This window comes from Micromonospora deserti, assembly GCF_003236335.1.
In the GTDB taxonomy this organism is placed as follows: Bacteria; Actinomycetota; Actinomycetes; order Mycobacteriales; family Micromonosporaceae; genus Micromonospora; species Micromonospora deserti.
The window spans coordinates 1-12,801 of sequence record NZ_POUB01000176.1 but is presented as its reverse complement, the minus strand read 5'-3'; the positions used below and the strand labels follow the sequence as shown (position 1 = coordinate 12,801).

Here is a 12,801-nt window from a genome sequence, read left to right as displayed (position 1 = left end):
ACCCGCCGACGAGCTGCGGGAGCTGCACCTGCGGGCGGCCGGCTGGTACGCCGACAACGGCCGGCCGGTCGACGCGCTGCGGCACGCGCTGGCCGGCGGTGGACGGCGCCGGTCACGGCGGCGGGGCGGGGGCGAGCGGGATCCAGCTCACCGCGCGGCGGGCGGCGGCCATGCTGGCCCAGGCCGTCAGCTCGACCAAGGCCGCGTCGTCGGCGCCGGCGGCCCGCACACCGTCGACGACGTCATCGTCGACCTGGTAGGCCGCGAGGGCGGTGAGCAGCGCGAGCCGGCCGGCGGGGCGCTCGGCGGCGGGCAGGTCGCGCACGGCGTCGCCGACCCAGGCGCGGCTGAGCCCCGTCGGCTGGCCGTCCCATTCCGCTAGCCGGGCGGTGACCAGGTCGCGGACCGCCGGCGGTACCGAGCGGCGCCCGGCGGCGTCGATCGCCGCCGCCGCGCGGGCGAGCGCGTCCGCCATCGTGGGGGTGCCGGCCGCCCATGCCAGGTCCGCCGGCGGCGGCGCGGCCGGCAGCAGCCGCAGGGCGGCGCCGGCCGGGCGGTCCCGCCGGGCCGGGCGGGCCATCAGCCGACCGAAGATCCGGCGTACGCCGCCGCGGACCGACGCCGGCACGGTGGCCGGGATCGGCGAGGCGTCGAGAAAGACGTTGACCATCCGGTTGAGGTAGTGGAAGGCGAGCGCGACGCCGACGAGTTCGGCGGCCTGGTCGGCGGGGACCGGGAGCTCGGCGTGCCGGGCCGCCGCCCGGTCCGTGCTGTCGCGCGCCCAGCCGGCCACCCGGGCCAACCGGGTGTCGGCCGACGCGTGCGCCGCCGGCCCGGCCAGGCCGGCCATCGTCGCCGAGTGCACCTCCTGGCAGTACGGGCAGGCGTTGGCGGCGGACACGGCGGCGGCCACGGCCTCCCGGGCGGCCCGGTCCACCCGGCCGGCGGCGACCAGCGTCTCCCGCAGGACGACCCAGCACGCGGCCAGCACCGACGGGGCCGGCGAGTGCAGGCTGACCGGCGGGGCGAGCATGCCGAAGTCCCGCTCCACCTGGTGGTAGACCGCGGCGACCAGCCCCCGCGCGTGCTCCGGGGGAACGGGGGTGACCCGCCGGACCTGCCCCTGCGACGGACGTCGGGCGACGCGGGCGACCAGGCCGCTCACCGCCGGCTCCCGCTCGTCGTGATCACCGGCCCAGCAGCCCGCTGACCAGCGGCAGCACGGCGTCCCGGCTGCTCGTGCCCCCGTCCGGCGCGGGGGCGCCGTAGGTGACGTCCACCCCCCGCTCCCGGGCTGCCCGGACGATGCCGGGCACGGCCCGCTCGGCCAGCGCGGCGATCGTCATTGCCGGGTTGACCGTCAGGGCACCGGGCACGGCGGAGCCGTCGGTGACGAAGATGCCGGGGTGGTCGCGCAACTCGTGCCGGTCGTCCAGGGCCGAGGTGCGCGGGTCGTCGCCGATCCGGCAGGACGCCAGGGGGTGCACGGTGTACGCGCCCACCACGTCGTTGGTCCAGGGCATCACCCGGGAGAGCCCGTCGCGTTCCAGGATGTCGCGCACCTCGGCGTCGGAGAGCGCCCAGCCGCGCCGCGTGTTCTCGGTCGGGTCGTAGCGCAGCGGCCCCCGGCCCAGCATCTGCTGGGACAGCCGTATCGCGTTGCCGGTCTCCGGCGGGGGCCCGAACACCCCCTCGTTGTCGTCCTCGCTCATCGTGAAGATGGTCAGCCAGGACTGCCAGCTGCGCAGGATCTCCTTCTTCTCGGCGCCGAACCAGGTCGGGCCCACGGTGTCGGGCACCTGGGCCAGGATGGTGCCGAAGCCGGGCGGGAAGTAGAGCTGTTCCAGGGAGAACCGCTCGTACTCCGGCAGCGACCCGTCGAGCCGGTCCCAGCTGGCCACGCAGGGGCCCTTGCCGATCTGGTACGCCTGGTAGGGCACGCCGTCCGGCCGGCTCAGCCCGAGCACGTCGCGGATCCGGTCCTCGTCGAAGATCGCGGTGTTGAGCCGTTCGCCGTTGCCGGAGAAGTACCGGCCCACGGCGTTCGGCATGGGCCCGAGGGTCGGCTCCGAGCGCTGGAGGATGACCGGCGTGGCCCCGGCCCCGGCGGCCAGGACGACGAGCTTCGCGTCGATCGTGCCGCTGTCCACCTGGACCCGGTAGTCGACGTCGTCGAGGACGCTGTAGTGCACCCGGTAGCCGCCGTCCTCGGTGCGGGACAGGTGTTGCACCTCGTGCAACGGGCGGATCTGCGCGCCGTACGACAGCGCGGCCGGCAGGTAGTTGAGCAGCAGGGAGCGCTTGGCGTCGAAGCGGCAGCCGGACATCATCCAGTTGCAGTTGGTGCACCGGGCCTGGTCGAGCGCCACCGGCACCGGGTTCGCGGTCCGCCCGGCGTGGTCGCACACCGCGCCGAACAGCCCACCCGCGAACGGCACCGTGTCCCACGTCTGCCGGGTCACCGGCAGCGCCTCGGCCACCCGGTCGTACCACGGTTCGAGCGACTCCCGGGAGATCGCCGCCGGCCACATCCGGCGGCCGAGGCCCCCCGTGCGCTCGAAGACGAACCGGGGGGCGCGCGGCATCGCGGCGAAGTAGACGACGCTGCCGCCGCCGACGCAGTTGCCGCTGAGCACGCTCATCCCGTCGCCGATGACGAAGTCGAAGATCCGGGTCGACGACGCGCCGAAGTTGAAGTCGTGCTGGAAGTCCTCACCGTTGAGCCACGGCCCGCGTTCCAGCACGACCACCCGCGCGCCGCCGGCCGCGAGGTGGTAGGCGGCGATGGCACCGCCGAAGCCACTGCCGACCACGAGGACGTCGGTGCTCTCGGAACTCGTCATGCGGGGCTCCCTGAGGGGGTGGTGTGGGGGTGCGGCCGGGCCAGTTGCCGGCCGTAGCTGTAGCTGTCGAAGCGCCACAGCCCGTCGGAGTCGGGCGGGCGGAAGCCGATCGTGGTCAGTCCCGGGTGACCGGCGGCGAGCGCCTCGACCGTGTGGGTGTGCGCCGCGGCGTCGAAGGCGATGGTGCTGAACATGGCGACGCTGATCCACGCCTCCCGTTCGGGGTGCGTGCGGCCGGTCAGCCGCTGCACCAGCCGCACCCGGTTCGGGTAGTCCAGCGAGACGAACGGGGGGACGTCGTGGTCCAGCTCGATCCCGGCCTCGGCGGCGTACTGGCGGGCGTGCTCGTTGAGCGCGTCGGCCAGCGCGTCCAGCGCCGGGGCCATGCCGCCCTCGGCGGAGCGGAGCACCTCCAGCGCGCCGGAGGCGACGGCCCCGCCGCCCTGCGACACCCCGGCCACGGCCCGGTCGCCCGGCCACCGCTTCTCGCCGGGCAGAATCGTATCGGCATACGCCTCCAGCGCCATCGTCCGCGCCTGGTCGGCATCCATTTCACCGGGCACCGGCATCACCTCCGACGATCAACTCGAAATTGACAGGGAGCACCCGCGTCCACTCGCTACTCGCGCTTTTCCGGTGGTCGCGGAAACGGCGTCACCGCCGGCCCGGCGTGCATTCGCCATCGCCTACCCCCAATGGTGTACGCGCGGCGCCGCGGGCACATCTCGCGTTTTGCTTTAGTGCCCGGCGGCGCCGCGTTCAGTGGACGGCACCGGCTATGGCGAGCTGGCCACCGGCGTGGCCGTCGGAGCGCCGCGCGGGGGACGTGCGCCGGAGATCTCTCGTCAGGTGGGACGTAGGTCGCCGAGCGGATCCGCCCGGGGAGGCGCGTCCCCGGAAGGCGTCCCGGAGGGGAGCGGTGCCGGGGAGCGGGCCGCCGGCACGGTGACCGACGGCGGTTCAGCCGGCCCGGGACACCACCGCGACCGCCAGTTCCTCGGGCCCGCCGCGCAGACCCGCCACGCAGGTGGCCGCCTGCCATCCGCCGGCGCTGAGCAGCACCCAGCGATCCGGGGTGTGCCGGCCGAGCGTGAGCGGGGTGACCGCCGTGACCCCGACCTTGTGCAGCGACTCCAGCGCCGACCAGACGCGGGTGGCCGAGGTGGACAGCGGTTCCCCGGTCTCGGCGGCGACCAGGTCGGCCAGGGCGAGGTGCCCGCCGAGCAACCCGTGCCACTCGGCGCGGTCCCGCCACACCACCGGTTCGATGTCGCAGCCGACCGGCGTCCGCGCGGCCACCGCGAGGGTGCTCGCCGAGCCGTGCGCCGCCGACACCCACCAGCCGCCGCCGACCTCGGGTCGCCCGTCCGGGCGGTACCGGACCGCCGCACCGGGACCGAGCAACCGGGACACGGCCAGCGCGGTGTGCTGCCGACGCCGGTCGCGGTGCAGTCCCGGCTCCAGCACCACGGTGCCGTCGAAGCCGACCAGTTGGGTGAGCCTGCGCCGCAGGTAGGGCCCGAGCACGTGGGCCGGCCACGGGCCGGGCGGCCGGTCGCCGGGGACCAGCCGCAGCCGCAGGCCGGTCCAGCGCTCGACCACCCGGCCCCGGGAGCGCACCTCCAGGTCGAACCGGTGCACGTCACGGTTCCGGTCCCGCCGTACCGCGTGCAGTGTCACCTGCTCGTACGGGCCGGTGCCGGCCACCCAGATCCGGTCGACGCCGAGCGGCAGCAGCGCGGCGTCGGGGGCCCAGGGCTGCAGCGCGTGCAGGTACGCGTCGCGCAGGCCGGGGTCACCGAGCACCAGCGGCTCCGGCGGGGCCGCCTGGAACCACCACGCCGCCTCGGCGCCGGCCAGTTCAGCGACGCAGCCAGCCGCGGTGATCTCGTGGTACGAGAGCAGGCGGCGCAGCCGGGGGCCGCGCCGGACCAGACCGTCGTACACCTCCCGCGCCGGGTGGGTCGGCAGCAGCGGCGGCTCGTCGCGCGGCGCGGACGCGACGAGGCCGCCGCCCGCCGGGAGCCGGGCGTCCGGTTCCCCGTCCGGTGCCGCGCCGGTGCCCCGGTGCCGGAGCCGGGCGCGGACGTGGTCCACCCGGTACCCGGGACGCGTGCTGCGCAGCGTCACCCGGGCCGTGGTGGGCTCCGGCCCGGCCACGGCGACGAGCCGCACCTCGACGGCCCGGTTGCGGGGCACCACCAGCGGCTCGCCGAACTCGACCGCCTCGATCACCGGCGGTCCGTCGTGACCGGTGATCGCGCACCACGCCTGCGCGAGCGCCTCCAGCGCGCACGCGGTCGGGAACACGAGGGCGGCCTCGTCGCCGTGGTCGTCGAGATACGGATCCTCGGCCGGGCCGAGGGTGGCCGCGGTCACCAGGAGCCGACCCGGGTCGTGGGTGAGCACGGCGGCGGTGAAGCGCGCGGGGGTCATCGCACCGGGCAGGATGCCGTACGCGGTCGCGCTCCCGTCCACCGTGGTCACCGTCCCTGCCCCGTCAGGCGAAGTGCGCCTGGATCCGCTGCCGCCACACCTCGTACGCCGGCTCGGCCGCGTCGGGCGGGAGCGTGGCGCGTTCCCGTTCGGTGACCGCCGCCGCCTCCTGCGGGGTGCAGCCGCAGAAGATGCCGGTGGCCACCGGCGTGTGCTCGGTGACCAGGCCGGCGTACAACCGCGCCTGGGCCGCGAAGGCGGAGCCCTGAGCCAGTTGTGGGCGGTACCGGCCGGCGTGGACGTACAGCTTCTTGAGGTCGTCCTGGTCGGCGCCGCCGGCGTAGGTGGCGGCCAGGCCCATGCCGCTCCACAGGTCTCCGTGGCGCGACTCGTCGAACCGGCCGATCAGCTCGGCGGCGACGTCGGGGTCGGCCCCGGCGACGAACCAACTGGCCCGTCCGATGCCCTGGTCGACCGCGCGGCGCGCGTAGTCGCCGGGGACGTCGGGGGGCCAGGCGACCGGGCCGTCCTCCTGCCGGCGCACGAAGCGGTCGGTCTGGAAGTAGGCGCGGTGGAAGCCGAGGCCGTCGAGCACCAGCCAGCGCAGCAACCGGTCCGGCGCCGGGACCGCCCGCCAGCGCCATCGGGGCAGCTTGGCATACGCCCAGCCGATCCCGACGTAGGCCATGTAGACGTGCGGGGCGCCGGCGCCGGCGAGGAAGCGGGCGGTGCGGCCGCCACCGGGGGCGACACCGTCCAGGATGGCGTACCCCATGGCGGCGCCCTCGTAGGCGAACCCGCGGAACTGCCGCTCGATCAGCTCCAGACGGCCGATGTCGGTGTCCGCGCGGGCCTCGACCGCGGCCCGGAACCCGGTCAGGAAGCTGGTGCCGACGGACTCCAGCCGGCGCCGGGTGGCCTCGTCCTTGACGTGGAATCCCCGCCGGCTCATCGTCGTCTCGACCATGTCGGGCGTCATGAGCTGCGCGCGAAGGGCGCGCCACAGGCCTGCCATCGGGCTCTCCCAACGGGTGGCGGACGCCGGCGGCGTCCGTGGGGCTCGTCCGGTGGACCCGGATGGGCCGAGGCTAGGCGCGGGCCGCGCCGGCCGCCTACTTCCTGGTTGCTCTACGCGACCGCGTGATCACACTCAATTGTCGAATCTGTGCTGGTTGGGGCTGCCCAAATCGGTGAAATTGCTGGCGAACGGCGAAAAGCTGACGGCACGAACGGAGAAGGAGCGCGGTCTCCGGCTGTTGCACACTCGGAAAGTCTATTCGGCGTAGATCACGCGTCCGGGGCGTGCCGAGCACATCGGCAGGCAATTATTCCAGGGCCGTCGGGCTCGCCGTCGCAGTTTTGCGATCCGTCGCCGGACAACCATAGCGGAACGGCGGGGTCAATCAACGCGGCGACGAGTCGGGCAGCCATCCCGGGCCGGACCGCCGACAGACAAACCGCCCGTGACGATTTCCGAGAAAGAGGGGACAGACCGTGACCCAGGCATCCGACGTGATCGCCGACCTCAGCGCGGAGAACGAGGCCCTCGACGCCATGGTGGCGCAGCTGGACGCGGACCGGTGGAGCTCGCCCACCCCCGCGCCCGGCTGGACCATCACCCACCAGATCGCCCACCTGGCCGCGACGTTCCGGCTCGCCGGGCTCGCCGCGGCGCAGCCGGGCACCTTCCAGGAGGTCGCCTCGCGGCTCAGCGACGACTTCGACGCCAACGTGCGGGCCGCCATGGCCGACTTCGTCGCCGAACCGCCCCCGGTCCTGCTGGCGCGCTGGCGCGCCGAACGCACCGCGGCCGAGAAGGCGCTGGCCGCGGTGCCACCCGGCCAGCCGGTGCCGTGGCTGGTCCGGCCGCTGCCGGCGCCGGTACTGGCGGCCGCCGGGATGATGGAGGTCTTCGGGCACGGCCAGGACATCGCCGACGCCCTGGGGGTGCGCCGCACCCCCACCGACCGGCTCGGCCACCTGGTCGGCTTCGCCGTCCGGACCTGGGATTTCGGGTACCTCGCACGCGGCCTGACGGCGCCGGAGGTCGAGTTCCGGTTCGAGATCAGCGCCCCCTCCGGTGCGGTGTGGACGTTCGGCCCGGAGGACGCCGAGCAGCGGATCAGCGGACCCGCCGAGGACTTCTGCCTGCTCGTCACCAGGCGCCGGCACCGGGCCGATCTGGCCCTGCGGGCGGTCGGCAGCGAGGCCGACCGCTGGCTGGACATCGCCCAGGCGTACCGGGGTCCGGCCGGGCCGGGCCGCGCGCCGGGTCAGTTCCCCCGGCCGGAACGGTCGTAGCGCACGCGGTCAACCCGGTTCCCCTCATACGGGCGTCGGACATCCGTCCGAAGCGGTTCCGCCCGCCGGCCGGGACGCGGATCACACCTTTTCGAACGGTCCGGCCGGCGGGCACCCCCGACAAACCGGAAATAGGGCGAGAGATTGCCCGGGGACAGATACTACTGTCAGCACATATGGGGCAAGCGTCCATTTTCTCCGACCATGACCAGTCTCTATAAGAAACCACACGTTGACCTGCGTAAATAAGCATGTTGATTGCGGAGCCACGAGCCGGCTAGCATCAACGCAACGTCGCCACCTAATTGCTCACAGTCAATCCTGCAGATCCTTAACACGTATTTGCGTCCGGGTGAACCAGCCCGGACGCATTCGGGATCGGCACCGCAAGACGCGCCACACCAACTGACGTGTCAGGCCACCGACAGGAACCCAGCGTCACTAGCGCACCAGCCATCGGATTGGGGGATGCGATGGAAGACAGTATCCAGAGAGCCGTCGGGCGGGTTATCGAGGCCATCCGGGAGGACCTAGCGGAACAGCACACTGTGGACGGCATGGCACGGACGGCCATGTTCAGCAAGTTCCACTTCACCCGGATCTTCCAGCGGACCACCGGCATCTCTCCGGGACGCTTCCTCATGGTCATGCGGCTGCACCGCGCTAAACAACTCCTGCTGTCCACGTCGCTGAGCGTCACCGAGATCACGCACGAGGTCGGCTACGCCAGCGTCGGCACCTTCAGCTCCCGGTTCACCAGCAGCGTCGGCGTCTCGCCGAGCACCTTCCGCAGACTGGGCGGGGTGACACCGCAGGTTCCCATCGACCACCGGTCGGTCCCTCAGCCGCCGGTCACGGCGATCTGTGGCACCGTGCACGGGCCGCAGTCCGACCCCATCGGCGACGACCGGATGGTCTTCGTCGGGCTCTTCCGCGACCCGGTCCCGCTCGGGCGGCCGGTGCGCTGCACCGTACTCGACCGCCTTGGCCCGTACCGGCTGGAGAGTCCGCCACCAGGACGCTGGTACGTGCTCGCCTACTCCACGACCCGCGACAAGAAGAGCTACTGGCGGCCCAACCCCGAGGAGCAGGACGCACTGATCGGCTCGCACGGGCCGCTGACCATCTGCCGGCGACCGGGCGCGCTCGACGCCGACATCCAACTACGGGAGATCACCCCCCTCGACCCACCTGTGCTGCTCGCCCTCCCCGTCCACTAGTTCCCATCCCACCTACCGTCACTGACCGCCCGCCCGGTGCCGTGGCTGCGCGAGCTGACCTGGGTGCTGCACGGGGTGTCGGTCGCGCTCGCCCTGGCGTACGCGGTCACCGCGCTGCTGCGCGCGACCGCCGTGCCGGCCGCGGGCGGCGCCGGGCTGGTGCTGCTGCTGGCAGCGGCGGTCGGCCTGGCCGGGGCGCTGGTGCTGGGCCGGCCCCCGCTGCCCGACCTCGGCGCCGGCATCTTCACCCTGGCCGTGATCGGCGCGCTGGGCCGGGTCGCCTCGGTGGCGCTGCCCGGCCGGTCCCTGCTGCTGATCGCCGCGGTCATCACGGTCACCGGGCTCGCCGTCCGGGCGGTGCCCGAGGCGGCCCGGCGCGGGCCGCAGCTCGCCTCGGCGGTGGCGCTGACGGTCAGCGGGGTGGTGGTGGCCGGCGGCGCCCTGCGGGCCGGGGTCGCCCCGGTCCGGGCCGCGCTGCCGGCGTGGTCGGCCGACCTCGACCGCTGGCCCGCCGAGCTGGCCGACGCGGTGGGCCCGGCCGCCTGGCAGCTCGCCGCGAGCGCCTTCCTGCTGACCGTCGCCGCGGTGCTGGCGCTCCCGCCGGAGATCCGGCGGGAGTTCGCGGTGGTCGGCGCGGCGCTCACGGCGCTCGCGGTACCGGCGTCCTTCGGGCTCGGCTGGGCGGTGGCGCCGTGGCCGATGGTGCTGGCGGCGGTCGGCGTCGGCGTGGTCGGGCTATCGGCCCGCACCCGGCGCGCGGCGCTGGCACACGCGACCACCGCGGCCGGCGTGGGGCTCTTCGGGGCGGGCGCCGCGTTGACCCGGCCGGCCCTGACCACCGCGGTCCTGCTGACCCTCTTCGCCGCCGGGGTGCTGGTGGCCGTGGCGCCCCGGGTCCGGCTCGCCCCGGCAGCCGTCGATACGCTCTCCGCCTGGGCCGCCGGCGGCGCGGCGTTCGCGCTGCCGGGCGCGGTGGCCGCCATCGTCGCCGCCACCACGCCGATCGACCCGACGCCCACCCCGGCGAGCCTGCGCGAGGTGACCGTCCCGGTGCTGGCGGCCAGCTTCCTGGCGGTCTGCGTCACCCTCGGCTACACCGCCGTGGTGCAGGTCTCCCAGCGGCACATCCCGGTGCCGCTGTCCGTCGGCACCGGCCTCGGCGCCCTGGGGGTCACCGCCGCGGCCTTCGGCGCGCCGGGCGCCACCGTCGCCGACGCCTGGGTCGGCGCGCTGCTGCTGGTCGCCGCAGTGCTGCTCTTCCTGGCCCCGTCGATCGACGCGGGCCGGCGCTCCGACCTGACCCTGGACGGGTCCGACCTGGCCGCCGCCGCGGTGACGGCGGCGCTGATCGCCACGTTGGTCCGGATCGCCGCCGTACTCGCCCCGGGTGGGCAGCTCGCGGTGGCCGCCGCGCTGGTGCTGCTGGTCGCCGTGGCCGCCCGGGCCATGCCCGAGGAGTGGCGGCGGGGGCCGATTCTCGGCATCGCGGTCGGCGGTGTGCTGATCGGGCTGCTGGCCGGCTGGAGCGCGCTGCGCGGCGGGCTGGGCGTGCTTGCCACGCCGGGCCCGATCTGGGCCGGTGACCTGAGCGGCTGGCCGGCCGCGCCGACCGGCGGGGGCACCTGGCAGGCCCCGGTGGCGCTGGCACTGCTCGGCGTCGCGGCCGCCATCCTGCTGCCGCCGCCGTGGCGGTACGACGTGTCGGGCGTCGCGGCGGTACTTGCCGCGATCGGCGCCCCGGCGGCGTTCGACCTGCCGTGGTGGTCACCGGTCCTGGTCGGCGCCATGGTCGCCACCGGCTACGGGGCTTCCGCGGTCGCCGCGGTGGACCCACGCGCCGGGCTGTCCCGGGCGGTAGTGGCCGGCGTCGTCGCGCTGCACGCGGCGGGCGCCGGCCTGGTCCGGCCGTGGACCACCGCGCTGGCGCTCGGTGCCATCGCGCTGATCGGCGTCGTGGTGGCGGCACTGGCCCGGTCCCTGGCCGAGCCGCTGGTGGAGGACATCGACACGGAGGGGATGCCGCCGCACCTGGTGCAGATCGGCGGGGCCGCCGCCGGCGCCACGCTGCTCGCGCTCCCGGGCGCGGTCGCCGCCCTGGCGGCCGAGTTCGGCCGTTCGCCACAGGTGGTGCTGACCGCCGCCCTGGCCGCGTCCAGCCTGGGCCTGGCGGCGGTGGCCGCGGTCCGGCGCCAGGTCCCGCAGTACCTGCCCTGGGCCAGCGCGGCGGTGGTCGGCGGCGCGGTGGTGAGCGCGCTGGCCGCTGTCCCAACCGGGCTGGCCGTCGGCGTGTACGCCGCCGCGGCGGCCCTGCTCGGCGTGCTCGCCGAACTGGTCCGGGGCGCCACCGAGCCGCCGGCCGGCTCGGCCCAGCCGGTACGCCGCTGGTCGGTGCTGCTCGACGGGGCGCTGCGACGGCCGGAGGACGGCACCCGGCGGTGGCGGGTCAGCCCCGCGGCCGGGGCGCTCGCCGCCGCCGCGCTGCCGACCGTCCTGGCGCTGGTCTCGATCGCGCCGTCCCTGGCGGTCGCGCTGGTGGAGCCGCACCGCACCCTGACCCGGGCGTGGCAGGGGCCGCCGCCGGAGCTGCTCACCCCGCCACCGGGCGCGGTCGACCCGACCCACGTGCTGACCGCGCTGCTGCTGACCGCGACGGCCGCGCTGGCCGCCACCGGCTTCAGCGGCGGCCGGCGGTCCCGGGCGGTGCCGGTGGTCCTGCCCGGTGCCGCGGTGACCCTGCTGATCGCCCCGACCGCGCTGGGCAACGGCTGGCCGGCGAGCACCCTGGCCGCCCTGGCCGTGTTCACCATCTCGATGCTGGGGCTGGCGCTCACCCCGCCTCCGCCGCTGGTGGAGCCGGCCCGTTCGCTGCGGCTCGCCCGGGTGCTGGTCTTCGCCATCGGGCTGGCCGCCGGTGGGGCCGGGCTGGCCGGCAGCCTCGCCACGCGGGAGCTCACCCTGTTCACCCTCGGCGGCGCGGTCGGCGTCGGCACGGTGGCCGCGCTGCACGGCACCACGCAGCGGGCCCGCATCCTGGGCTGGCTCTTCGCCTCGCTGATGGCGCAGCTCTTCGTGCTCACCGCCGTCCTGGTCGCCGGCCTCGCGGCGGTGTGGTCGGCGTTCGGGGTGCTCGCGGTCGGCGCGGTCCTGCAGGTGGTCGCCGCGACCCTGCCCCGGCTGCGGCGTCCTGAGGCGCAGCGCGAGGCGGCAACGGTGGAGTGGAGCGGCTACGCCGCCGCGCTGATCGCCCTGGCGCTGGCCTTCGACTCGCCCCGGCACATCGCGGCGCTGCTGGCCGCCTGGGGAGCGGTCCTCGGGGTGGCGGCGAGCCGGCCGGGCCGCCGCCCGGTGGAGCGGCGGATCCTGTTCTGGGCGGTGGTGATCTGCGAGATCAGCGCCTGGTGGATCCTGATGCGGGTCGCCGACGTGGCGCTGCCCGAGGCGTACACGCTGCCGTTCGCGGCGCTGGCCCTGATCGTCGGGGTGCTGGAGCTGCGTCACCGGCCCGACCTGAGCAGCTGGGTGGCGTACGGGCCGGCGCTGGTCACCGCGTTCGTGCCGACCCTGGCCATCGTGCTGGCCACCGAGTCCAGCACGCTGCGGCAGGTGCTGCTGCTGCTCGGCGCGGTGGCCGTGCTGGTCTTCGGCTCGATGAGCCAGCAGCAGGCGCCGGTGATCATCGGGGCGACGGTGACCGCGATCGCGGCCGTGCACGCGCTGTTCAGCCTCGGCCCGTGGCTGGCCCTGATCCCGGTCGGCATCCTGCTGCTGATCCTGGGCGCGAGCAACGAACGCCGCCGCCGCGCCCAGGAACGGCTGCAAAGCGCCCTGCGCGGCATGCGGTGAGCCGAAGCCCCGCGGGCAGAGCACGCCGGCGCTTCCACGGGTGCGGAGCGAAAGACGCGCTGCGGAGTGCCCGGCCGGGCGAAGAAATTACCCACCGTCGTCGGCGGGGTGCGGTCGCCGGGGGTGCTGTACGTGGTGCGGGCGGGAGACGCCGGGGG

General features: G+C 75.2%; 7 protein-coding genes and 1 pseudogene. 3 read left to right on the top strand and 5 right to left on the bottom strand.

Annotation, left to right across the window (positions count from 1 at the left end):
- Window positions 1–112: 112 nt before the first annotated feature.
- The 5 genes from C1I99_RS21745 to C1I99_RS21725 all read right to left on the bottom strand — a co-directional run bounded on the left by C1I99_RS21745 (window position 113) and on the right by C1I99_RS21725 (window position 6,294).
- A complete protein-coding gene (locus C1I99_RS21745; RefSeq protein ID WP_111136068.1) occupies window positions 113–1,165 on the bottom strand; it encodes a carboxymuconolactone decarboxylase family protein in 1,053 nt (350 codons plus the stop codon).
- A gap of 22 nt (window positions 1,166–1,187) precedes the next feature.
- A complete protein-coding gene (locus tag C1I99_RS21740; protein ID WP_111136067.1) occupies window positions 1,188–2,843 on the bottom strand; it encodes an FAD-dependent oxidoreductase in 1,656 nt (551 codons plus the stop codon).
- Complete coding sequence (locus tag C1I99_RS21735) at window positions 2,840–3,370, bottom strand: DUF5987 family protein (protein WP_199562333.1); 531 nt, start codon at window positions 3,368–3,370, stop codon at window positions 2,840–2,842. Before C1I99_RS21735 ends, C1I99_RS21740 begins: the two co-directional genes overlap by 4 nt.
- 433 nt (window positions 3,371–3,803) lie before the next feature.
- Window positions 3,804–5,321, bottom strand: a complete 1,518-nt coding sequence (locus C1I99_RS21730; protein ID WP_146604013.1) for a polyketide synthase dehydratase domain-containing protein — start codon at window positions 5,319–5,321, stop codon at window positions 3,804–3,806.
- 22 nt (window positions 5,322–5,343) lie between these two features.
- Window positions 5,344–6,294, bottom strand: a complete 951-nt coding sequence (locus C1I99_RS21725) for a DUF1702 family protein (RefSeq protein ID WP_111136064.1) — start codon at window positions 6,292–6,294, stop codon at window positions 5,344–5,346.
- 479 nt (window positions 6,295–6,773) lie between these two features.
- Between C1I99_RS21725 and C1I99_RS21720 the strand changes: the two genes are divergently transcribed.
- From C1I99_RS21720 to C1I99_RS21710, 3 genes and pseudogenes are all read left to right on the top strand, one after another.
- Window positions 6,774–7,580 carry a TIGR03084 family metal-binding protein gene (locus tag C1I99_RS21720; RefSeq protein ID WP_111136063.1) on the top strand — a complete coding sequence of 269 codons (807 nt, stop codon included), beginning with the start codon at window positions 6,774–6,776 and terminating at the stop codon, window positions 7,578–7,580.
- A gap of 473 nt (window positions 7,581–8,053) precedes the next feature.
- On the top strand, window positions 8,054–8,800 hold the full coding sequence (locus tag C1I99_RS21715; protein WP_111136062.1) for a helix-turn-helix domain-containing protein: 747 nt from the start codon (window positions 8,054–8,056) through the stop codon (window positions 8,798–8,800).
- A gap of 30 nt (window positions 8,801–8,830) precedes the next feature.
- A pseudogene (locus tag C1I99_RS21710) lies at window positions 8,831–12,643 on the top strand (SCO7613 C-terminal domain-containing membrane protein); the annotation flags it as partial.
- Window positions 12,644–12,801: the final 158 nt, after the last annotated feature.